Genomic DNA, 21,309 nt, shown 5'->3' on the forward strand with positions numbered 1-21,309 from the left:
TAGCTAACAAAAGTGTTACATCTTCACTATTCGCTGCCGATAGATCTCCTATGCCCGATACTTACGGGTCAACGTGTATAGGATTTTTGTATGGGAATGCTCAAAAATTTCACCATTCGCGCTGTGATGCTCACTATTCTGGGCCTGTTCTGCTTACTCTGGAGCGGAGTCGGGCTATTCAGCATTCATTCTCTTGGCGCGCTGAGCGAAGGGAATGATGTTGACCGCCATCTGGTAGAGCAAATGACGGTGCTGAGTAAAGGCAACGACCAATATTTCCGGGTTATTACCCGGCTGTCGCGTGTGATGGACAGCAAAGCCGGTGGCAAAACGCTAACCGACGACGCTTATGCGCCGGTTCAGCAGGCGCTGGATAACATGACCCAGCAGCTGGCGGCTTTTAAACAGCTGGCTCCGGGTCCGATGAATCCGGACATGGTCGACAGCGTGATTCAGAGCTGGCAGAAATTGCTGGATGAAGGTGTGACGCCGCAGCTGCGGCTGGCCCGACAGGATTCAGCGGACGCCTATCGTCAGCAGGCCAACAATGTGACGCCGCAGCTCAGTCGGGCATTTGGTGCCAGCGCCGAAAAATTCAATCAGGGGGCCGCGCTGATCCTCGATCATACCCGGGTTGAAGTTGACCGCTTAACCGCACTGACCAGGATGATTATCACCGTGACGGTAATTATCGGCCTGCTTATTCTGCTGTTTACCGATCGCTACCTGGTGGCGATGCTGGTGCGGCCGCTGGAAACCATCCGCAACCATTTCGCCACTATCGCTACCGGCGATCTGAGTCAGCCGGTGGCGGACTTTGGCCGCAACTGCGTCGGTAAACTGGTACCGTTGCTGAGCGCGATGCAGGAGAGTTTGCGTGAAGCGGTGAGCGCGATCCGCAGCGGTACCGAGAATATCTCGCGCGGTGCCGCAGAGATTTCGGCCGGTAACAACGATCTCTCTTCGCGTACTGAAGAGCAGGCGGCCGCGCTGGAGCAGACCGCTGCCAGTATGGAGCAGCTGACCGCCACGGTGAAATTTAACGCCGACAATGCGCGTCAGGCCAGCCTGCTGGCTGAAACCGCCACCACCACCGCGCAACAGGGCGGCCAGCTGGTGAGTGAAGTGGTCAGCACCATGAACGGGATTTCCGGAAGTTCGAAGAAAATTGCTGAGATCACTAATGTGATTAATGGTATCGCCTTCCAGACCAACATCCTGGCGCTGAACGCGGCGGTTGAAGCCGCTCGCGCCGGTGAACAGGGACGCGGTTTTGCTGTGGTGGCCTCTGAAGTGCGTAATCTGGCCCAGCGCAGCGCCAACGCCGCCAAAGAGATTGCCACCCTGATTGAAGATTCCGTTCAGCGGGTCGGAAAAGGAGCGGAGCTGGTGGGCACCACCGGCGGCACTATGAATAATATTCTGAAATCGGTGCAGGATGTCGACGCGATCATGAAGCAGATTGCTGCCGCATCGGAAGAGCAGAGTAAAGGCATCTCCCAGGTCGGCGCAGCGGTGACCGAAATGGATAGCGTGACCCAGCAAAACGCCTCACTGGTCGAAGAAGTCTCTGCCGCCGCCAACGCGCTGGCGTTGCAGACCGAAGCGTTACAGGCCTCAGTGGCGAAGTTCCGCCTCTCCGGCAAGGGGACAGCAATCTCGCCGGCTGCACCTGTCAAGCCGAACGCGCCAAAAGCACCAGGCCAGGCGGGTGGTCAGGCTACGCCAGCTGACAACGGTGACTGGGTAACGTTCTGATCCTGACTCAGCCACGCCACCAGCGCCGCCAGCAACGGTGGCGCATCGGGGGGCGATCGCTGCAGTAAGCTGTAGGTCGCCCCGGTTTTTACCTCGCCAGCGAACGGTTTAATCAGCCTGCCGCTGGCAATATCACTCTCCACCAGATTGCTGTCAGCAATCGCCACGCCAAAACCCTGAATCGCTGCGCTAATCGCCAGGTCCATGGTGGCAAAGTGCTGGTTGCGTTGCATCGTAACCGCCACGCCTTGCCCTTTCAGCCAGCATTGCCAGTCGCGCATATCGTCGGTGGGATGCAGAAAAGTCATGCCCGCCAGCTTTTGCGGCGACGCGGGGATCGGCTGCCCGGTAGCCATTACCGGCGTCAGCGACTCTTCAAACAGCGTCAGTGCGTCAGTACGCGGTTTGCCATAGACGATGGCAGCATCAAAATTGTCGAGCTGTGTGGCGTGATCCAGCGTGGTAGTGAGCGCCACGTGCAGTTCTGGCCGCAGCTGCTCCAGTGTCACCAGGCGCGGCACCAGCCAGCGCATCGCACAGGTCGGCGCTTTCAGGCGGATACTGGCCTGAGTGCGACGCGCTTTTTCGCTGGCCTGCGCCATCAGTTCATAGCCCTGACGCAGTTCTGGCAGCAGCGCCGCGCCCTGCGGTGTCAGACGCAAACCACGGGCGTGTCGATCAAACAGCGTCAGGCCGAGCCAGTGCTCCAGCGCAGCAATTTTGCGGCTGACTGCGCCCTGGGTAATGCACAGTTCCCGGGCCGCATGGGTCAGATTAAGGTGACGGGCCGTCACCAGAAAAGCGTGAATCGCATTGAGCGGCAGGGTTGTACGTGACACAGAGCACCTCAGCTATGCATTTTAATCATGGCTATTATGACGACATTTCGCTTGCCGACTCAAGTCACAGCCCGTTGAATAGCCCTTAATTGCATTCAGCACGCTATGTCACTGACGGAGAGAACATGTCCCTGAAAACGCCTGTCGCAGTCACCTCGAAGTTGCCCGATGTCGGCACCACCATTTTCAGCGTTATCGGACAGCTTTCGGCGCAGCATCAGGCGATCAATCTGTCGCAGGGCGCACCGAATTTCCCCTGCGATCCGTTGCTGGTTGAAAGTGTCAGCCAGGCGATGCGCGACGGCCATAACCAGTACGCGTCGATGACCGGCTTGCCGGCACTACGGGAAGTTTTAGCCAGTAAGGTCGAATCGCTCTACGGCCAGAAATACGATCCGGCCAGTGAAGTGCTGATCACCGGCAGCGCCAGTCAGGGCATTTACATGGCAATTTCCGCGCTGGTGCATCCGGGGGATGAGGTCATTTTCTTTGAACCGGCATTCGACAGCTACGCACCGGTGGTCCGGTTACAGGGCGGCAAGCCGATTGGCCTGAAGCTGCAGGTGCCGGCTTTCGCCATCGACTGGCAGCAGTTGCGCGCCGCCATTACGCCGCGTACCCGGATGATCATCATCAATACGCCGCATAACCCCAGTGCCCAGGTGCTGACGCCGGACGATCTCAATCAGCTGGCGGCCCTGACCCGCAACACTGACATCGTGGTGTTATCCGACGAGGTGTATGAACATATTCTGTTTGATGGCCGTCCGCACTGCGGCATGGCGACCCATCCGGAGCTGGCGGCGCGCAGCGTCATCGTCTCTTCGTTTGGCAAAACCTTCCACGTCACCGGCTGGCGGGTGGGTTACTGCCTGGCACCGGCGGAACTGATGACCGAGCTGGTGAAAGTGCATCAGTTTATGATGTACGCCGCAGATACGCCGATGCAGGTGGGATTCGCCCATTATCTGCAGACGCCGCAACACTATCTGTCACTGTCATCTTTCTACCAGCAAAAGCGCGATCGGCTGATTGCGCTGATGCAGGATTCACCGTTTAAGCTGCTGCCGTGCGCCGGCTCGTTCTTTATGCTGGCCAGCTACGGACATTTCAGTGACGAACCGGACAGCGAGATGGTAAAACGTCTTATCGTCGATCACGGGGTGGCGACCATCCCGCTGTCGGCGTTTTATATGGATGGCACCGACAACAAACTGATCCGTCTTTCCTTTGCCAAAGACGAGGCAACATTAGAGGCTGGCGCCGCTGCGCTGTCGGCGTTCCGGCAGTAAGCGGCTGGCGGACGCAAGGTTGCCCGACTGACGCACGGTAAAGCAGGGCAGCGATCGGTTAAAAACAATAATTTCGGGGTAAATGATGAAAAAACGCAACGCACTGTTTCTGGCACTCGGCATGATGACGTCGGTATCGGCGCTGGCGCAGGATTTACGTTATGGCCTGGAGTCACAGTATCCGCCGTTTGAAAGCCGCAACGCTCAGGGGGAACTGGAAGGTTTTGATATCGAACTGGGTAACGCGATCTGCCAGGCCGGTAAGTTTAACTGCCACTGGGTGGAGAGCAGCTTCGACGCGCTGATCCCGGCGCTGCAGGCGAAGAAGTTCGATGCGATCAACTCGGCGATGAACATCACCGAAGCGCGGGCGAAAAGCATCGGCTTCACCCAGCCGATCTACCGTATTCCGACCATGCTGGTGGCGAAAACCGGCCAGAAACTGGCACCCACGGCCGACGCGCTGAAGGGCAAAAATATCGGGGTATTGCAGGGATCGATTCAGGAAACCTACGCCAAAAAACACTGGGAGTCGCAGGGCGTTACCGTGACCTCGTATCAGGATCAGAACCAGGTCTATAACGACATGGTCGCCGGGCGTCTGGACGGTACATTGGTGATGTCAGCCGCCGGTCAGTCGGGCTTCCTCGACAAACCACAGGGTAAAGGCTTCGGCTTTATCGGTAAGCCGGTCGAGGATGATGCGATTCTCGGGTCGGGTATCGGCTTTGGCCTGCGTAAAGATGATACGCAGCTCAAACAGTCGCTGGATACGGCGATCGCCAAAGTGCAGACCGATGGCACCGTGAAGAAGCTGGCTGAGAAATATTTCCCGGGCATTGATGTCAGCGTGAAGCCATAACTGACAATCGGGCGCGTGCTGCGCCCGATTTAATCGTTATTCCGCTGCCAGGTAGCAGAGTTTTTCCGCCACCTGATAGGATTTCACAAACGACGGCAGCGGTAAGAACTCAAAGCGAGAATGGAAGTTATGCGCACCGGTGAAAAAGTTCGGCGTCAGTAAGCCCTTAGCCGACAGCGCTGCACCGTCAGTGCCGCCCCGCATCGGAATCACCTTTGGTTCGATATCCAGCGCGCGGAACGCTTTGAAAATCAGGTCGATCGCCCGACGATCCTCGCCCAGCGCATTGCTGATATTGCTGTAGATATCGGTAATGGTGATCTCAACCTTGCCGGTCGGGTAGCGGGAAGCAATTGCCTGCGCCTGCTGCTGTAGTTGCTGCTTACGCTCGGCAAAACTGGCCAGATCAAAATCACGGATAGAAGCTTTCAGGATCGCCTGGCTGGCGTTGGCCTGGATCTCATTGAACCAGATATAGCCTTCACGGCCCTCGGTCTGTTCCGGGGTCTGCTGACGATCAAACTGGCTGATGTAGTCATGCGCCATCAGCAGCGGGTTAACCAGCACCCCTTTACCCGACATCGGATGCGCCGGTACGCCGGTAAAGCGGATTTCGGCGGCGGCACCATTGAAGTTCTCATACACCACTTCGCCCAGTTCGCAGCAGTCGATGGTCCAGGCGAAGTCCACATTAAATCGCGTTTCCAGATCGAGCGCTTTGGCTCCGCGCAGGCCAATCTCTTCATCGGGCACAAACGCCACCACGATATCGCCGTGGTCGCCGTTAAGGTTCTCCATCAGCGTCATTACCACCGTCACTGCCGCTTTGTTATCAGCGCCCAGTACGCTGGTACCGTCGCTGAAAATCACCTGCTGACCGATATAGGGAGCGATCTCCGGATGCTGATCGCGGCGTAGCCAGATATCCTGGTCGGCATTCAGGCAGAGATCCTGATCCTCCCAGCGCAGAATCTGCGGTTTGATATCGGGTGACAGACCGACGTCAACGGTATCGATATGGGTGATAAAGCCGATACGCGGCGCAGCGGGACGATTACCCGGTTTCACCGCCGTTACCGTCGCATGCTGGTCAATCACCACCTGTTCCAGCCCCAGCGCACGCAGCTCGGCCGCCAGCAGTTCCGCCATCGCGTGCTGGCTCGGGGTACTGGGCAGAGTGGTCGATTTCGCATCACTCTGACTGCTGACGGCGAGGTAACGGAAAAAGCGCTCGGTAAGTTGCGTCTCAAGTTTGTCGGTCATCACTATTCCTTATTAGTCAGCCACGGGCAGGGTTCGCTATGGTGCCGAATCGTGCTATCAATGAAGCATCTGAATGATTCATTTAGGTATTCTGATCACCGGAAGTCAATACAAAGCGAGGATGATAATGAAAATGAAGATAGCCACCTTAGCGCTTGTTACGGCTGGGATGACGCTGGCGGCCAGCGTGAACGCCAAAACGCTGGTCTACTGCTCAGAGGGATCGCCAGAGAATTTCAACCCGCAACTCTATACCTCGGGCACCAGCGTAGACGCCAGCGCGGTGCCGGTATTTAACCGCCTGGTGGACTTTAAGGCCGGTACTACTGAACTGGTCCCCAGCCTGGCGGAAAGCTGGGAGATCAGCCCCGACGGCACGGTTTATACCTTCCATCTGCGTAAAAACGTCAAATTCCAGAGCAACAAACAGTTTAAACCGACGCGCGACTTCAACGCAGACGATGTCATCTTCTCTTTTATGCGCCAGATGGACCCGAAAAATCCCTACCACAACGTCTCGGGCGGCACCTATTCCAACTTCGAAAGCCTGGAGCTGTCGACACTGATTAAACAGATTGAACGGGTGGATGACCATACGGTGCGCTTCACGCTGTCGCACCCGGAAGCGCCGTTTCTGGCCGATCTTGGCTGGTACTTTGCCTCGATTCATTCGGCTGAATATGCCGATAGCATGCTGAAAGCCGGTACGCCGGAGAAGGTCGACATGAACCCTATCGGCACCGGGCCGTTTGAGCTGGTGCAGTACCAGAAGGACTCACGCATTCTCTACAAGGCCTTTCCACAATACTGGCAGGGCAAGGCAAAGCTGGATCGGCTGGTGTTCAGCATCACTCCGGATGCCTCGGTGCGTTATGCCAAGCTGGAGAAGAACGAATGCCAGGTGATGCCGTTCCCCAATCCGGCCGATCTGGAAAAAATGCGCGCCAACCCGGATATCACCCTGGAACAGAAAGCCGGGCTGAATACCGGTTTCCTGGCGTTTAATACCACCAAAGCGCCAACCGACAAGGTGGAAGTCCGTCAGGCACTGGCGATGGCGATCAACAAACCGGCGATCATCGAGGCGATTTTTAAAGGTACCGGCACGGTAGCAAAAAACATTCTGCCGCCGGGCGTCTGGAGCGCCGACAAAGATCTGAAAGATTACGACTATGATCCGGAAAAAGCCAAAGCGTTACTGCAACAGGCCGGGGTCAAACCGGGTACCGAGATTGCGCTGTGGGCGATGCCGGTGCAGCGGCCCTACAATCCCAATGCCCGCCGCATGGCCGAGATGATCCAGTCAGACTGGGCGAAAGTCGGTATTAAAGCCAATATTGTCAGCTATGAGTGGGGCGAATACCTGAAACGGGTCCGCAGCGGTGAGCATCAGGCGGCATTAATGGGCTGGACCACCGCCACCGGCGACCCGGACAACTTCTTTGGCCCGCTCTACAGCTGCACCTCGGCGCAGGGCGGATCGAACTCGTCAAAATGGTGCTATCAGCCGTTTGAGAAGTTAATCACCGCCGCCCGCGCCGAACCGGATCAGGGCAAGCGCACCGCGATGTATCTGCAGGCGCAGCAGATAATGCACGATCAAATGCCGGCAGTGATGATTGCCCACTCGACCATTTTTGAGCCGGTGCGCAAATCGGTCAGCGGCTATCAGGTTGATCCGTTTGGCAAACACATTTTCTACCAGGTCGATATCAAACAGTAAGAAGCTACGGCCCGGCTCTGCAACGTAACGCCCGCCAGTGGGGGCGTTACGGCCTCAGCCGCCGATCCCACGCAGTTGCTGATCGATTTCAGTTAACCGCTGCTGTAAAAACTCCACAAACAGCGTCAGCGCAGCGGTGCGCTGACGACCCGACACCGTCTGCAGTTGCAGCGTCCGCTGGCTGAGCTGATCGACGCCCATCGACCGCAGCACCAGGTTCTGTGCCTGGTGTTCAAACAGCAGGGTAAAGGCGCTACAAATCGTCACCGCCTGCGGCGTGCGCAGCAAAAAATGATACAGCGTGGCGAAGTAATCGCAGGTCAGCACCGGCTCGACCACGCAACCGCTCATCTGACAGGAGAGATCAAACAGTTGCCGCACCGTGGTGTGCTGGCCCGGCAGTGCCAGCGGCCAGCGTGGCAGATCGGCCAGCGTAACCTGGCGTGACGCCAGCGGGTGACTCTGATGCATCGCCAGCAGCACCGGCGCGGGCCATGAGCCGAGCACTTCAACACTGCGCTCCGGATGCAGGCTGAACTGCAACGCAACGTCGCATTCACCAGCCCGCACCGCTTCGGCCACGCCCTGCGAGTGGGTCACATTCAGGGCAAACAGCACGCCAGGATTCGCCTGCCGAAAATCGGACAGCAGGCCCGGCAGCAGGCTGAACGCCATGCCATCGGTACAGGCGATACGGATCCGGGTGCGGCGCACCGCTTTCAGTCCCTTAATCTCCGCCAGCGCATATTCCATATCCAGCTGACTCTTGCGCACATGATGCGCAAAAATTTCACCAGCTTCATTCAGCACCATTCCGCGCGCATGCCGCTCAAACAGCGGCACGCCCACCTGCGCCTCCAGCCGCTGAATCTGACGGCTGATGGCCGATACCGCGACAAACAGCTGTTCACTGGCGGCGCTGAGCGATCCGCAATTCACCACCGCCAGAAAATAGCGGATTTCACTGCTCAACATGGAGACTCCTCCGCCACAGGGACGCATTAAAAAGGGGCATGCCTCAGGATCGGGCAGACCTTTGTTGCTTTAAAAGCAAAGCTAACTCGATAAATTGATAATTGTGGCAAAGGCCGAAGTTTGTCAAAGATAACTGACGATTAAAAAAAACAAACAGGGCAAACATGACAGAGCAACAGGTGGTAGACCAGGCGATGAACTATTTCGACAGCGGGGCGTTTCAGCAACTGCTGGCCCGACGCATCGCCTGTGTAACGGAGAGTCAGCATCCGCAGCGTCAGGCCGGGCTGCAACACTATCTGCAGGCTGAGATTGGACCGCAGCTTGAGGCGCTGGGTTTTACGCTGCATCCTTTCGATAATCCCCAGCCGGGCAGTCCGCCGTTTCTGATTGCGGTGCGTATCGAGGACCCGACGCAGCCGACGCTGCTCTGTTACGGGCATGGCGATGTGGTGTATGGCGATGAGGAGAACTGGCGTCCCGGACTGTCACCGTGGCAGCTGACTGCGGAAGGCGATCGCTGGTATGGCCGTGGCAGCGCAGACAACAAAGGCCAGCACTGTATCAACCTGGCGGCGCTGGAACAGGTGATGGCGGCGCGGGGCGGCAGGCTGGGCTTTAACTGCAAAATTCTGTTTGAGATGGGTGAAGAGATCAGCTCGCCGGGGCTGGCGCAGATTTGTCAGCAGCAGCAGGCGCTGCTGGCGGCCGATCTGTTTATCGCTTCAGACGGCCCGCGGCTCAACGCCGTGCGGCCGACACTGTTCCTCGGTTCACGCGGCGCGGCCAACTTTCGCCTGACCATTACCGCGCGCGATAACGCCTACCACTCAGGTAACTGGGGCGGGCTGTTAAGCAACCCCGGCACCCAGCTGGCGAATGCGCTGGCATGTCTGGTAAATGCGCAGGGCGTGTTGCAGGTGGCGGCGCTGAAACCCGACTCCCTGACCCCGGCAGTGCGCGACATCCTCAGCGATATCGACGTCGGCGGCATGCCTGGCGATCCGGCGCTGGCTGAAAACTGGGGTGAACCCGGTTTAACCGCGGCTGAACGGTTGTATGGCTGGAACACGCTGGAAGTCCTGGCGTTTGAAACCGGGAACCCAGCGCAGCCGATGAATGCGATTCCCGGTCGCGCCACGGCAGTCTGTCAGCTGCGCTTTGTGGTCGGCACCGACTGGCAGAACCTGGTGCAGCACGTTGACCAGCATCTGCGCCAGCACGGTTTCGACAATGTCAGCGTAGAGTTTCTGCGTGGCTCGCCGGCCACCCGGCTCAATCCGCAGGATCCGCTGGTGGAGTGGGCGCTCAACAGTCTGGCCCACAGCAGTGGCAAAAAACCGGCGCTGCTGCCTAACCTCGGCGGATCGCTGCCCAATGAGGTGTTTGCCGATATCCTTGGTCTGCCAACCCTGTGGGTGCCGCACTCCTATCCGGCCTGTGGCCAGCACGGCGTCAATGAACACATGCTGACCTCGATTGCCCGCGAAGGACTGGCGATCATGACCCGGCTGTTCTGGCAGCTGGGTGAAGAGGGCCAGCAACTGCTCGCCCGCCACCGCAACTGGCAGGAGAGTGGTCAATGAGCAGCATCGCGCAAAGCCGTCCACAGCTCAGGCCGAGCCTGCATAAAACGCTGTTTGCCACCTGTATCGGTAACGCGCTGGAGTGGTTTGATATCGCCGTCTATGGCTTTTTCGCCAGTTACATCGCCCACGCATTCTTTCCGGTCAGCGATCCGTCGGTTTCACTGCTGCTGACCTTTGGCAGCTTCGGCATCGCCTTTCTCATCCGTCCGCTGGGAGCGCTGGTGTTAGGAAACTACGCCGATCGTCATGGTCGTAAAAAGGCGCTGCTGCTGTCGATCAATCTGATGATGCTGGGTGGGGCGATCATTACCTTTATGCCGGGTTACGCCACGATCGGACTGGCCGCGCCGCTACTGATCATCCTGGCGCGGCTGATTCAGGGTTTCTCCGCCGGCGGCGAATTTGGCAGTTCCACCGCTTTTCTGGTGGAGCATTTCCCGGAGCGTAAGGCGTTTATTGCCAGCTGGCAGTTCGCCACGCAGGGAGCCAGCACGCTGATGGCGTCGGCGTTTGGCCTCGGCCTGACGCAGTGGCTCAGCGAAAGTGAAATTCAGGCGTGGGGCTGGCGCATCCCGTTCGCCTTTGGCTTGTTGATTGGTCCGCTGGGGGTCTATATTCGCCGCCACGTGCACGAGCCCGCCAGTTTCGTCGCACAGGAGAAACATGCCGCGCCGCTGAAGACTCTGTTTGGCCGCCAGAAGGCGCTGATCACCCTGGCGATTGGGCTGATGGTCATTTCGACCGCCATCAACTACATGCTGAACTACATCCCGACCTATGCCACCAAAACGCTGCATTTATCGGGCTCGGTGGCGTTTACCGCAACCCTGGTGGCCGGGATTATCCTGACGGTCGTCACCCCGATAATGGGATTGTGGGCCGAGCGTGTAGGGCGATTGCCCCTGATGTGGGGATCGCTGTTACTGCTGATGGTCACCATCTATCCGGCGTTTAAAGCGATGATCGATCACACCACACCGACCACGCTGATTTTGCTGGTGGCGTGGATGGCGCTGCTGAAGTCGGTTTACTTCTCGACGGTGCCGTCGGTGATGGCCGATCTGTTTCCTGCCACCACCCGGGCCAGCGGCATGGCGATCAGTTATAACGTGGCGGTGACGGTATTCGGCGGCTTTGCACCGTTGATTTGTAGCCTGCTGATCCAGGTCACTGGCAGCAGCCTGGCACCGGGCTATTACCTGATGGCCGTCGCGGTGCTGAGTGGAATTGCGCTGTTACGCAGCAGTAAGCGGCTGGGATAACAAAACGGGCCGTCACTGCGGCCCGTTTTACCGGCTTAGCTGAACTGCAGATAGGCAACGTGGGTCTGCAGGAACTCTTCCAGCCCATGTTTGCCGTCGGCCCCGCCAACGCCTGATTTACGCCAGCCAGCATGAAAGCCCTGCATCGCCTCGAAGTTTTCGCGGTTAACGTAGGTTTCGCCAAACTTCAGCTGACGCAGCGCCTTCATGGTGGTGTTGATATCCCGGGTATAGAGCGAAGAGGTCAGGCCATACTGGCAGTCGTTAGCCAGCGCGATCGCCTCGTCCAGCGTTTTGAAGCGCATCACCGGCAACACCGGACCAAAAATCTCCTCCTGCATGATCTCCATCTCCTGACGTACCCCGGTGATCAGCGTCGGCTCAAAAAAGAAGCCCTGATCGCCGACCCGTTTGCCGCCCAGTACCACCGTTGCGCCAGCCGCAACCGCATTGGCCACTTTCTGTTCGACACGCTGCAGGGCCGCGGCGTTAATCAGCGGTCCCATATCAATATCGCTGTGCTGAGCCGGATCGCCCAGTTTCACCTGCCGGAAGGCGGCGGTCAGCGCGGCGATAAAGCGATCGTAAATGCCGTCCTGCACATAGACGCGCTCCGCACAGTTACACACCTGGCCGCTGTTGATCATCCTTGAGCTGACGATTGCCCGCACCGCCAGGTCGATATCAGCATCATCCATCACAATCGCCGGGGCTTTCCCTCCCAGCTCCAGCGACACTTTGGTCACATTTTTCGCTGCAGCCTGCATGGTGGCAACGCCAGCACCGACGCTGCCGGTCAGGCTGACCAGGCCGACCTTAGGATTCGCCGCCAGCTCCTGTCCGACTTCCGGACCGTAGCCATAAACGAAATTGATCACCCCGGCTGGCAGGCCCAGGGTGTGTAAAATATCGGCGAATATCGCGGCGTTATTTGGCGTCAGTTCGCTGGGTTTGATCACAATAGTATTGCCGGTAATCAGTGCCGGTGCCGCTTTGCGTGCAATCAGGAAGAACGGGAAGTTCCACGGTAAAATGCCGGTGGTGACGCCGATGGCCTTTTTAAACAGGAAGATATTTTCGTTTGGCCGATCGCTGTTGATGATTTCACCCTCATAGCGTCGCGCCCACTCAGCCATATAGTCGAGGTAATCCGCGGTAAACAGCACTTCGGTCTGCGCCAGCCCCTGGGTTTTGCCACCTTCAGCCACAATGGTGGCCGTCAGTTGCGGTTCACGTGCGCGGATCGCCGTGGCGATTTTGTGCAGCCAGACGCCACGTTCAACCGCAGGCAACGCTTCCCACTGCGGCTGCGCCGCTTCGGCGGCGAGGATCGCGCGTTGTGCATCTGCGGCGCTGCCCTGCGGAATACGCGACAGCAGCGCTTCGGTGGCCGGATTAATCACCTCAATCCACTTATCGTTGTGATCGGCGACAAACTCGCCATTAATGTAATGTTGATGATGTGTTGTCATTCGCAGGTCTCTCCGCTATCGGTGCGTTGCAATAATGTAATTAAAGAGTGAGGCAGATCCGGCGGAGCGACCTTTAGCTGATTGCCAGCAGCGTAAGGCGGCTGGCAACCAATCACAGATATCGGCGCGTTTTACGGCAAAAACGGCAAATTGTTGTAGATTTAACAGAGCGAAGAGGTAAAAAGAGGGGGACATCATGGCAAACGGATGGGCGTCTGAAGGCGCCGTGCAGGAGCAGATCGACAGCACCGTTAACGACGGCATCGAACGTGTCCGGCAATCAATCGGCCACGGCGAAAGCGCCACCGAATGTGAACTCTGTGGCGAACCGATTCCCGAGGCGCGCCGTAAGGCGCTGAAAGGCGTGCGCTACTGCGTTTCCTGTCAGGAGAAAATCGACAAACAGCAGCAGAGCAGCAGTTTATATAACCGTCGTGGCAGTAAAGATAGCCAGTTACGTTAGATGTCAGGACCCTGGCATCGCCAGACCGCTGCCAATAAACCACGCCAGAAAGCCGACGCCCGCCACGATGATGGCGATAGGAAAGAGGATTCCAATTCTCATGATTTTCCTGCTGCAAACAGAGGGGAGTGTAAGGCGGGCGATCTTATCACGACAGGTGCAAGACTGCGCGGTGGGTTTTCAGCAGGGTAAAGAGCTGGAACTGGGTCGCGTCATTCACCTCACGCAGCAGTTCACCCTTGTTGAACACGATGTGGTGAATGTGACCCAGCTGACGCCACACCACAATCGCTGAGGCGATCAACGCGCAGTGCTGTTCCGCCTGAATACATTCAAGGGTCGCGTACTGCGCATCCTCCAGCCCATTCACAAATACCTTTATCGCCTCGGCCGGCAGAATCGCCCGCAGGTCATCCAGCATCACCTGACTGACTGAACGTGAAAGAAACAGTGTTAACCACTTAGTCGTCATCCCAATCCCTGAATTCGATCAATTTTCCCCAGTTTATACGACCCTGGCCGCCGTAAGGAAAGGCTTCTTTGTTGTTTTGCCAAAATGATCGTGCGCATGGCAGCCAGATCGATAATGTGCTGCGCCACACAGCAAAAACACAAAAAACATAGAATAATAAACCACTTAAGCGGAAAGCCATCCGGCACTCTGACAAAGGTGAATTTGTGATCCTTAACGGGAATAACGCGGAGATTTTGCCAACAGGCGGCGGCATCCGGCATTCATTCAAAGGCTGAGGAATTCCTGCAAACCGTAGACTGCCTGCTAAGCGGAAATCGTTGGGTTTCCGTCAGGCCTCAACCTAACCAGGAAAAAACAATGAACAGTGCCATTATTGCCGGCATCTTCTGGCATTTTGTCGGAGCTGCCAGTGCCGCGTGTTTCTACGCGCCGTTTAAACAGGTGAAAAGATGGTCATGGGAAACCATGTGGTCGGTCGGTGGCCTGATGTCGTGGCTGATCCTGCCGTGGGTGGTGAGTGCGATTTTGCTGCCCGACTTCCGCGCTTATTACAGCAGCTTTAGTCTGGCGCAGCTGCTGCCGGTGTTTCTGTTCGGCGCCATGTGGGGCGTGGGCAACATCAACTACGGCCTGACCATGCGCTATCTCGGCATGTCGATGGGGATTGGCATCGCCATTGGCATCACGCTGGTGGTCGGCACCCTGATGACGCCGCTGCTGCAGGGCCGCTTTGGTGAGCTGTTTGCCTCTGCCGGTGGACGTTTAACTCTGCTGGGCGTGCTGGTGGCGCTGGTTGGCGTGGCGATCGTCTCGCGTGCTGGCCTGCTGAAAGAGCGGGCGCTGGGGATTAACGCGCAGGAATTTAATCTGAAGAAAGGGCTGGTGCTGGCGGTGATGTGCGGTATTTTCTCTGCCGGGATGTCATTCGCTATGGATGCGGCGAAACCGATGCACCAGGCGGCGGCGCAGCTGGGTATCGATCCGCTGTATGTCGCGCTACCGAGCTACGTGGTGATTATGGGCGGCGGGGCGCTGGTCAACCTGGCCTTCTGTTTCTACCGGCTGGCAACCCGGCCAGAGCTGTCAGTGCGCAAGGATCTCTCGGTGGCGAAACCGCTGCTGCTGGCGAACGTCGCCTTTGCCGTGCTCGGCGGCACCATGTGGTATCTGCAATTCTTCTTCTACGCCTGGGGCCATGCGCGTATTCCGGCGCAGTATGATTACGTCAGCTGGATGCTGCACATGAGTCTTTACGTGCTGTGCGGCGGGCTGGTCGGCTTACTGATGAAAGAGTGGAAGTCAGTGGGACGTCGGCCGGTCGGGGTGTTATCGATTGGTTGTGTGGTGATCATTATCGCAGCCAACATCGTTGGGCTCGGCATGGCCGCCTGATCGGATCAGCGGAAAACTGCGCAATGCGAGCCTGCATCCCAGGCTCGCATTATTGCGATTCGGTGTCGGTGTTTTTCAGCGTCTGCCCGGATGAGATAAAACGCTGACGCCAGGCGCTGGGGGTCAGGCCGGTATCGCGGGTAAACACCACCGAAAAATAGTTACTGTCATCAAAGCCGCAGCGGGCGGCCACTTCACCAATCAGACAATCCTGGGTGCGCAGCAAATACTTCGCCTGACAGAGCTGGAGCTGACGCAGATAATGTCCGATCGTCATGCCGGTCTGCTGACGAAATAGCTGCCTGAGCGCCCGCTCGTTCAGCTGGTTATGCTGGCAAAATTCGGCCAGATCAAACGGACGGGCAATCGCGCCCTGTAATGCCGACATCAGCAAATCTAACTGTTCACCTTCCGGCAACGCCCACGGGCGATCGGCGGCATAGCCATGACGGCGCAGGATCAGCGCCAGCTGCAAAAACAGTGCTTCTGATAGCTGCACCGACAGCGGATCGCTTTTGCGGCTTTCACGCTCCAGCTGACCAATCACCCCGCGCGCCAGCGCCATGCCGCGCGTGGTCAGACGCCAGCAGCCGGGTGCATCAGCGCCTTGCGGCGGCAACAGCTGATTCCAGTCGAGCCCGAGGCTAAAGCGGTCACGGCAGTAGAGGATATTATCCAGCACCAGATCGTTGACGCTGTCATAGCTGTGGCAGTCACTGTCGCGGATATAAAAAACGTCGCCACAGGTAATCAGCCACGGGCGATCGTTGAGGACGTGCAGGCCGTTGCCGCGCCAGACAATCACGATTTCGCTGAATTCGTGTCGGTGCGGCGGGAAAGAAGGTTGGGGCATCCGTTCGGCTACCGCCACCGGTAAGCTGGTGGCAGGAAAATAATCATCCCGGCTGAGTATCAACGCCATACTGTGCTCCTTTACCCCATCTGCTGGCGCTCCGCTCGCGGCGCGCAACCAAATTCGCGCCTGAACAGGGTGGAGAAGTGGTTGCTGTCACCAAATCCACACTGAAAGGCGATATCCGTAATGCGTATATCACTGTGACGCAGTAAATGCCGCGCCTGCAACAACCGCAACCGATTCAGATAACGCTGCGGTGTGCTGCCGGTTTGTTGCTTCATCTGCCGATGCAGCGTGCGCAGCGACAGGGAAAAACGGTCGGCCAGCTGATCCCAGACGATCTCATCACTGTAATGATCGTTCAGCCAGTCAAGCAAGCGATGCAGTCGCGCTTCCTGATCCTGGCTCTGCTCGTCACGACACGCTTCACGTAACAGCACCAGCAGTTGTAAAAACAGCTGCTCCTGGCGTGCCTGCTTCTCCAGCGACCAGGCATCATCCTGGCGCATCTGGCTTGCCACGCTCAGTGCCTGACTCATCACTTTATGATTGATGCGCCAGTGCGACGCATACTGTCCATCCTTGTCACAGGGCAGCAGCGCCTGTAGTCCGGAAAGAAAACGGAAAGCGCCGGGGCTGCGGTACAGCACGTTAGTCAGGCAGAGATTCTCGGTCTGCTCATACAGATGACGGTCGTGGTCGCGGACAAAACAGACGCAGCCGGCGCACAGTGTTTGCGGCTGACCGTTAAACACATGAATGCCCGACCCGTGCTCAACCAGCACAATTTCATGAAAATCATGATGATGCTCCGGGAAGGCCTGCTGCGGGACGCGCGGCTCAATGGCTATCGCGTAATCGCCTTCAGGGAAAAAATCCGCACTGTGCAAAATGGTCATCGTCGCCTCTCGCTACTGTTAACAAAGCTGTAACGGAGTCTAAACAGGACGTGGCTACCTTACCTTGAATTTTCCGCTCATCTCAGCAGGAATCCTGCTGATTATTCAAGAAATCCTCAGCAGTTAATAAATTTGCGGCAGGGGTCACATCGCCCCGGCTGCCGTCTCTGTGATCTCTCTCACGAAGTTCTTTGCAAGTCTGCCAGCGGAGGGGGGCTGCTGGCACTGTCGGGAAGGTGGCAGTCCGCCAGGATTTCTACTCTGTGACCATCAAATCACAGGAAAAAATGCTGCCATGACCACGCGAAATACTGTTGCTATCGATCTCGGCGCATCCAGCGGACGGGTAATGCTCGCACACTGGGATGCCGCACAGCGCCACCTCAGTCTGCGGCAGGTCCGGCGTTTCGCAAATACCCGTCAGCGCCGTGCCGGCTATGACTGCTGGGATGTGGCGCTGCTGGAGCAGGAAATCCGTGCCGGTCTGGCGCAGCTGGATGCAGAAGGCGTGGTGCCGGACAGCATCGGGATTGATACCTGGGGCGTGGATATGGTGCTGCTGGATGCCTGTGGCGAGCAGGTCGGCGAAGCCGTCAGCTACCGTGATGCCCGTACCCACGGCCTGATGGAGCAGGCGCAGCGCGATCTGAGCCACAGCGCGATCTATGCCCGCACCGGCATTCAGTTCCTGCCGTTTAATACGCTGTATCAGATGCGCGCACTGCATCAGCAGCAGCCCGACTGGCAGGCCCGCGTCGCACACGCACTGATGATCCCGGACTATCTGCACTATCGCCTGACCGGTAATCTCAACTGGGAATATACCAACGCCACTACCACGCAGATGCTGAATATCGACAGCGGCGAATGGGATCGCGAGCTGCTGGGCTGGGCCGGTGTTGATGCGGCCTGGTTCGGCCAGCCACGGGCACCCGGCAACACGGTCGGCCACTGGCATAACGCCCACGGCGCGGCGATTCCGGTGATTGCCGTCGCCACCCACGACACCGCCAGCGCGGTGGTGGCGACGCCGCTGATGCAGGAAGATGCCGCCTATCTCAGTTCCGGCACCTGGTCGTTAATGGGCTTTGAAAGCCTGCAACCTTACGCGTCGGAGGCGGCGTTACGGGCCAACATTACCAATGAAGGCGGCGCTGAAGGCTACCGCGTGCTGAAGAACATCATGGGATTATGGTTGCTGCAGCGCGTCTGTGATGAGCTACATATCGACGATCTCAGCCAGCTGATCGACCAAACCGAACGGCAACCGGCCTGCGTGTCGCTGATCAGCCCGAACGATGCGCGCTTCATCAATCCGGACAGCATGGTCAATGAAATCCAGAACGCCTGTGCAGAGCAGGGCATGCCGGTGCCGCAATCCGCCGCCGCGCTGGCACGCTGCATTTTTGACAGCCTGGCGCTGCTCTACCGTGAAGTGATCGCCGAACTGGCGCAGCTGCGCGGTAAACCTTTCCGGCAACTGCATGTGGTCGGCGGCGGCAGCCAGAACCACTTTCTCAATCAACTGTGCGCCGATGCCTGTCAGATTCCGGTGCTGGCCGGACCGATTGAAGCCTCAACCCTCGGCAACGTGGGATGTCAGCTGATCGCGCTCGGCGAACTGACCGATGTGGCCGATTTCCGCTGCTGCGTGGTCAACAATTTTCCGCTCACAACCTTTGAACCGCAAACAAATAGCGCCTTTGGTGCCAGTCAGGCACGTTTCACGGCGCTGAGCCAACCCGCTAAGGAACTCGCTTATGACTAAGCAGATTGAACAGGCTTTTGAACTGGCTAAACAACGCTACGCCGACATTGGGGTGGATGTTGAACAGGCCATCCGTCAGCTGGATGCGATTCCGGTCTCAATGCACTGCTGGCAGGGGGATGATGTGCGGGGCTTCGAAAACCCGCAGGGCGCATTAACCGGCGGTATTCAGGCGACCGGCAACTATCCGGGACGCGCCCGTAATGCCGGTGAACTGCGTAACGATATCGACAAAGCGATGTCGCTGATCCCCGGCGCGAAACGACTCAATCTGCACGCCATCTATCTGGAAAGTGACAAACCGGTGGCGCGTGATGAGATTGAGCCGGAACACTTTGCCAACTGGGTCAGCTGGGCCAAAGAGCATAAGCTGGGACTCGACTTCAATCCCAGCTGCTTTTCACATCCGCTGAGTGCCGACGGTTTCACCCTGTCACATGCTGATAAAACCATTCGTCAGTTCTGGATCGATCACTGTAAAGCCAGCCGCCGGGTTTCCGCCTCGTTTGGTGAGCAGCTGGGCACCCCGTCGGTGATGAATATCTGGGTGCCCGACGGCATGAAAGATATCACCATCGATCGGCTGGCACCGCGCCAGCGACTGATGAGCGCGCTGGATGAAATCATCGCCGAAAAACTGAATCCGCAAAATCACATCGATGCGGTGGAGAGCAAGCTGTTTGGTATCGGCGCTGAAAGCTACACCGTGGGCTCCAACGAGTTTTTCCTCGGTTACGCGGCCAGCCGTCAGACCGCGCTGACGCTGGATGCCGGCCACTTCCATCCGACTGAAGTGATCTCCGATAAAATCTCCGCCGCCATGCTCTACGTGCCGCGTCTGTTGCTGCACGTCAGCCGGCCGGTGCGCTGGGACAGCGATCACGTGGTGCTGCTCGATGATGAGACCCAGGCGATCGCCAGTGAGATTGTTCGCCATCAGCTGTTTGACAAAGTGCACATCGAGCTCGACTTCTTTGATGCCTCGATCAACCGCATTGCAGCCTGGGTCATCGGCACCCGCAACGCCAAAAAAGCGCTGCTGCGCGCCCTGCTGGAACCGACCGATCGCCTGCGCCAGGTCGAAGCGGCAGGCGATTACACCGCCCGACTGGCGCTGCTGGAAGAGCAGAAATCACTGCCGTGGCAGGCGATCTGGGAAGCGTGGTGCCTGCGCCACGACGTGCCAGCCGATGCCAGCTGGCTGAGCGATGTCCGTCACTACGAACAACACATCTTGAGCCAACGTTAAGGATTTCACTATGCAAAGCATTCTTTCTTCCTGGTTTGTTAAGGGAATGGTCAAAGCCACCAGTGATATGTGGCTGAAGGGCTGGGATGAGCGTAACGGTGGGAACGTCAGTCTGCGTCTGCTGGAGGAGGAGGTGAAACCTTTTGCGGCCGATTTCTATCCGGAGCCGCGCTGCATTGAACTGACACAGCCGGCGCCTGCGCTGGCAAACTGCTGGTTCCTGGTGACCGGATCGGGCAAGTTCTTCCGCAACGTGCAACTCGATCCCGCCGATTGCCTGGCGCTGCTGCAGGTCGATGACAAAGGACTCTCATTCAAAATTCACTGGGGGCTGTCGAATGGCGGCCTGCCAACCTCTGAACTCGCCTCACACTTCCAGTCGCACGGCGTGCGTAAAGCGGTCAGCAACGGCGCTGATCGGGTGATCATGCATTGCCACGCCACCCATTTTATGGCGTTAAGTTATGTGGTTGAACTGGATTCGGCGCGCTTTACCCGCTTGCTGTGGGAAGGCAGCACGGAATGTCTGGTGGTATTCCCGGATGGCGTCGGCATTCTGCCGTGGATGGTGCCCGGCACTGACGGTATCGGGGCCGCCACGGCGGAGCAGATGCAGTCGCATAGCCTGGTAATGTGGCCGTTCCACGGCATCTTTGGCAGCGGGCCGACCCTGGATGAAACCTTTGGCCTGATCGATACCGCCGAAAAATCCTCTGAAGTGATCGTCAAGGTGCTGTCGATGGGTGGCATCCGCCAGAGTATCACTACCGAACAACTGGTGGCGCTGGGTGAACGCTTCGGGGTCAATCCGTGGCAGGCTGCGCTGGATGTGGGGCCTGCCAATGCTTCGTAGAGCCTTTGTGATGCAGGTGAATGCGGATTGCCACGCCGAATATCAGCGACGCCACTCGCCGATCTGGCCGGAGCTGGCAGAAACGCTGAAGGCACACGGGGCGCACAACTATGCTATCTGGCTGGATGCGGAGCGTAATCTGCTGTTTGCCAGCGTTGAGATTGAGTCGGAAGCAAGCTGGGAGGCGGTTGCCCGCACCGAAGTGTGTCAGCGCTGGTGGGCATCAATGAAAGACCTGATGCCGTCAAATCAGGACAACAGTCCGATAAGTCAGCCGTTAAAGCCGGTTTTCTTCCTCGAATGAGGACGGCCTGAAAAG

20 protein-coding genes are annotated in these 21,309 nt (G+C 57.9%); 12 read left to right on the forward strand and 8 right to left on the reverse strand.

Annotation, left to right across the window (positions count from 1 at the left end):
* Positions 1-90 precede the first annotated feature (90 nt).
* Complete coding sequence (locus ABIB18_RS04495; RefSeq protein ID WP_354473719.1) at positions 91-1,758, forward strand: methyl-accepting chemotaxis protein; 1,668 nt, start codon at positions 91-93, stop codon at positions 1,756-1,758.
* Here ABIB18_RS04495 and ABIB18_RS04500 read toward each other — a convergent pair.
* Complete coding sequence (locus ABIB18_RS04500) at positions 1,716-2,597, reverse strand: LysR substrate-binding domain-containing protein (RefSeq protein WP_354473720.1); 882 nt, start codon at positions 2,595-2,597, stop codon at positions 1,716-1,718. The two genes, ABIB18_RS04495 and ABIB18_RS04500, sit on opposite strands and share 43 nt — an antisense overlap.
* A gap of 125 nt (positions 2,598-2,722) precedes the next feature.
* Between ABIB18_RS04500 and ABIB18_RS04505 the strand changes: the two genes are divergently transcribed.
* Positions 2,723-3,889 (forward strand): methionine aminotransferase, encoded by a 1,167-nt coding sequence (locus ABIB18_RS04505; protein ID WP_159222949.1) that lies wholly within the window; start codon positions 2,723-2,725, stop codon positions 3,887-3,889.
* An 85-nt stretch (positions 3,890-3,974) separates the two neighbouring features.
* Positions 3,975-4,751 carry a transporter substrate-binding domain-containing protein gene (locus tag ABIB18_RS04510; protein WP_031376758.1) on the forward strand — a complete coding sequence of 259 codons (777 nt, stop codon included), beginning with the start codon at positions 3,975-3,977 and terminating at the stop codon, positions 4,749-4,751.
* A 36-nt stretch (positions 4,752-4,787) separates the two neighbouring features.
* On the opposite strand, the gene pepT is transcribed toward ABIB18_RS04510, so the two are convergent.
* Positions 4,788-6,014 (reverse strand): peptidase T, encoded by a 1,227-nt coding sequence (gene pepT, locus ABIB18_RS04515; protein WP_031376757.1) that lies wholly within the window; start codon positions 6,012-6,014, stop codon positions 4,788-4,790.
* 127 nt (positions 6,015-6,141) lie between these two features.
* On the opposite strand from pepT, the gene ABIB18_RS04520 reads away from it, so the two are divergent.
* Positions 6,142-7,737, forward strand: a complete 1,596-nt coding sequence (locus ABIB18_RS04520; RefSeq protein ID WP_089561583.1) for an ABC transporter substrate-binding protein — start codon at positions 6,142-6,144, stop codon at positions 7,735-7,737.
* A 54-nt stretch (positions 7,738-7,791) separates the two neighbouring features.
* On the opposite strand, the gene ABIB18_RS04525 is transcribed toward ABIB18_RS04520, so the two are convergent.
* Positions 7,792-8,712: a LysR family transcriptional regulator gene (locus ABIB18_RS04525; protein WP_046288305.1), complete on the reverse strand. Its 921-nt coding sequence runs from the start codon at positions 8,710-8,712 to the stop codon at positions 7,792-7,794.
* A gap of 164 nt (positions 8,713-8,876) precedes the next feature.
* Here ABIB18_RS04525 and ABIB18_RS04530 point away from each other — a divergent pair, with 164 nt between their 5' ends.
* Both ABIB18_RS04530 and ABIB18_RS04535 read left to right on the forward strand, forming a co-directional pair.
* A complete protein-coding gene (locus ABIB18_RS04530) occupies positions 8,877-10,298 on the forward strand; it encodes a M20 family metallopeptidase (RefSeq protein ID WP_354473721.1) in 1,422 nt (473 codons plus the stop codon).
* A complete protein-coding gene (locus ABIB18_RS04535) occupies positions 10,295-11,563 on the forward strand; it encodes an MFS transporter (RefSeq protein ID WP_069728350.1) in 1,269 nt (422 codons plus the stop codon). The genes ABIB18_RS04530 and ABIB18_RS04535 overlap by 4 nt, the downstream gene beginning before the upstream one ends.
* 35 nt (positions 11,564-11,598) lie before the next feature.
* Here ABIB18_RS04535 and aldA read toward each other — a convergent pair whose 3' ends face one another.
* Positions 11,599-13,035: an aldehyde dehydrogenase gene (aldA, locus tag ABIB18_RS04540; RefSeq protein ID WP_279809833.1), complete on the reverse strand. Its 1,437-nt coding sequence runs from the start codon at positions 13,033-13,035 to the stop codon at positions 11,599-11,601.
* 196 nt (positions 13,036-13,231) lie between these two features.
* Between aldA and ABIB18_RS04545 the strand changes: the two genes are divergently transcribed.
* Positions 13,232-13,498, forward strand: coding sequence for a DksA/TraR family C4-type zinc finger protein (locus ABIB18_RS04545; RefSeq protein WP_354473722.1), 267 nt, complete (start codon positions 13,232-13,234; stop codon positions 13,496-13,498).
* Positions 13,499-13,501: 3 nt separating this feature from the next.
* On the opposite strand, the gene ABIB18_RS04550 is transcribed toward ABIB18_RS04545, so the two are convergent.
* Both ABIB18_RS04550 and ABIB18_RS04555 read right to left on the reverse strand, forming a co-directional pair.
* On the reverse strand, positions 13,502-13,600 hold the full coding sequence (locus ABIB18_RS04550) for a YoaK family small membrane protein (RefSeq protein WP_008925225.1): 99 nt from the start codon (positions 13,598-13,600) through the stop codon (positions 13,502-13,504).
* A 46-nt stretch (positions 13,601-13,646) separates the two neighbouring features.
* A complete protein-coding gene (locus tag ABIB18_RS04555; protein WP_031376753.1) occupies positions 13,647-13,970 on the reverse strand; it encodes a hypothetical protein in 324 nt (107 codons plus the stop codon).
* A 360-nt stretch (positions 13,971-14,330) separates the two neighbouring features.
* On the opposite strand from ABIB18_RS04555, the gene rhaT reads away from it, so the two are divergent.
* Complete coding sequence (rhaT, locus tag ABIB18_RS04560) at positions 14,331-15,365, forward strand: L-rhamnose/proton symporter RhaT (RefSeq protein WP_046288307.1); 1,035 nt, start codon at positions 14,331-14,333, stop codon at positions 15,363-15,365.
* Between the two features lie 49 nt (positions 15,366-15,414).
* On the opposite strand, the gene rhaR is transcribed toward rhaT, so the two are convergent.
* Together rhaR and rhaS are read right to left on the reverse strand one after the other, a co-directional pair.
* Positions 15,415-16,287 carry an HTH-type transcriptional activator RhaR gene (rhaR, locus tag ABIB18_RS04565; protein ID WP_031376751.1) on the reverse strand — a complete coding sequence of 291 codons (873 nt, stop codon included), beginning with the start codon at positions 16,285-16,287 and terminating at the stop codon, positions 15,415-15,417.
* A gap of 11 nt (positions 16,288-16,298) precedes the next feature.
* Positions 16,299-17,120, reverse strand: a complete 822-nt coding sequence (gene rhaS / locus ABIB18_RS04570; protein ID WP_069728346.1) for an HTH-type transcriptional activator RhaS — start codon at positions 17,118-17,120, stop codon at positions 16,299-16,301.
* Positions 17,121-17,415: 295 nt separating this feature from the next.
* Here rhaS and rhaB point away from each other — a divergent pair, with 295 nt between their 5' ends.
* Genes rhaB through rhaM form a run of 4 tightly spaced genes read left to right on the forward strand, consistent with a single transcriptional unit; the run spans position 17,416 to position 21,294 of the window.
* Positions 17,416-18,888: a rhamnulokinase gene (gene rhaB, locus ABIB18_RS04575; RefSeq protein WP_354473723.1), complete on the forward strand. Its 1,473-nt coding sequence runs from the start codon at positions 17,416-17,418 to the stop codon at positions 18,886-18,888.
* Entirely contained in the window at positions 18,881-20,137 is a 1,257-nt protein-coding gene (locus ABIB18_RS04580; RefSeq protein ID WP_354473724.1) for an L-rhamnose isomerase, read from the forward strand. The genes rhaB and ABIB18_RS04580 overlap by 8 nt, the downstream gene beginning before the upstream one ends.
* 10 nt (positions 20,138-20,147) lie before the next feature.
* Entirely contained in the window at positions 20,148-20,990 is an 843-nt protein-coding gene (rhaD, locus tag ABIB18_RS04585) for a rhamnulose-1-phosphate aldolase (RefSeq protein WP_031376747.1), read from the forward strand.
* Complete coding sequence (gene rhaM / locus ABIB18_RS04590; protein ID WP_354473725.1) at positions 20,980-21,294, forward strand: L-rhamnose mutarotase; 315 nt, start codon at positions 20,980-20,982, stop codon at positions 21,292-21,294. Before rhaD ends, rhaM begins: the two co-directional genes overlap by 11 nt.
* Positions 21,295-21,309 lie beyond the last annotated feature (15 nt).

The organism is Pantoea sp. UYEF8, from assembly GCF_040546285.1.
Classification (GTDB): domain Bacteria; phylum Pseudomonadota; class Gammaproteobacteria; order Enterobacterales; family Enterobacteriaceae; genus Pantoea; species Pantoea brenneri.

Excerpts from the sequence above, each read along its gene's own strand:
- rhaD (WP_031376747.1), top strand. The coding sequence starts at position 20,148 with ATGCAAAGCATTCTTTCTTCCTGGTTTGTTAAGGGAATGGTCAAAGCC.
- ABIB18_RS04495 (WP_354473719.1), top strand. The coding sequence starts at position 91 with ATGGGAATGCTCAAAAATTTCACCATTCGCGCTGTGATGCTCACTATT.
- rhaM (WP_354473725.1), top strand. The coding sequence starts at position 20,980 with ATGCTTCGTAGAGCCTTTGTGATGCAGGTGAATGCGGATTGCCACGCC.
- ABIB18_RS04545 (WP_354473722.1), top strand. The coding sequence starts at position 13,232 with ATGGCAAACGGATGGGCGTCTGAAGGCGCCGTGCAGGAGCAGATCGAC.
- pepT (WP_031376757.1), bottom strand. The coding sequence starts at position 6,014 with ATGACCGACAAACTTGAGACGCAACTTACCGAGCGCTTTTTCCGTTAC.
- ABIB18_RS04535 (WP_069728350.1), top strand. The coding sequence starts at position 10,295 with ATGAGCAGCATCGCGCAAAGCCGTCCACAGCTCAGGCCGAGCCTGCAT.
- ABIB18_RS04505 (WP_159222949.1), top strand. The coding sequence starts at position 2,723 with ATGTCCCTGAAAACGCCTGTCGCAGTCACCTCGAAGTTGCCCGATGTC.
- ABIB18_RS04525 (WP_046288305.1), bottom strand. The coding sequence starts at position 8,712 with ATGTTGAGCAGTGAAATCCGCTATTTTCTGGCGGTGGTGAATTGCGGA.
- ABIB18_RS04555 (WP_031376753.1), bottom strand. The coding sequence starts at position 13,970 with ATGACGACTAAGTGGTTAACACTGTTTCTTTCACGTTCAGTCAGTCAG.
- rhaB (WP_354473723.1), top strand. The coding sequence starts at position 17,416 with ATGACCACGCGAAATACTGTTGCTATCGATCTCGGCGCATCCAGCGGA.
- ABIB18_RS04580 (WP_354473724.1), top strand. The coding sequence starts at position 18,881 with ATGACTAAGCAGATTGAACAGGCTTTTGAACTGGCTAAACAACGCTAC.
- ABIB18_RS04550 (WP_008925225.1), bottom strand. The coding sequence starts at position 13,600 with ATGAGAATTGGAATCCTCTTTCCTATCGCCATCATCGTGGCGGGCGTC.
- ABIB18_RS04520 (WP_089561583.1), top strand. The coding sequence starts at position 6,142 with ATGAAAATGAAGATAGCCACCTTAGCGCTTGTTACGGCTGGGATGACG.
- rhaR (WP_031376751.1), bottom strand. The coding sequence starts at position 16,287 with ATGGCGTTGATACTCAGCCGGGATGATTATTTTCCTGCCACCAGCTTA.
- aldA (WP_279809833.1), bottom strand. The coding sequence starts at position 13,035 with ATGACAACACATCATCAACATTACATTAATGGCGAGTTTGTCGCCGAT.
- ABIB18_RS04510 (WP_031376758.1), top strand. The coding sequence starts at position 3,975 with ATGAAAAAACGCAACGCACTGTTTCTGGCACTCGGCATGATGACGTCG.
- rhaT (WP_046288307.1), top strand. The coding sequence starts at position 14,331 with ATGAACAGTGCCATTATTGCCGGCATCTTCTGGCATTTTGTCGGAGCT.
- rhaS (WP_069728346.1), bottom strand. The coding sequence starts at position 17,120 with ATGACCATTTTGCACAGTGCGGATTTTTTCCCTGAAGGCGATTACGCG.
- ABIB18_RS04530 (WP_354473721.1), top strand. The coding sequence starts at position 8,877 with ATGACAGAGCAACAGGTGGTAGACCAGGCGATGAACTATTTCGACAGC.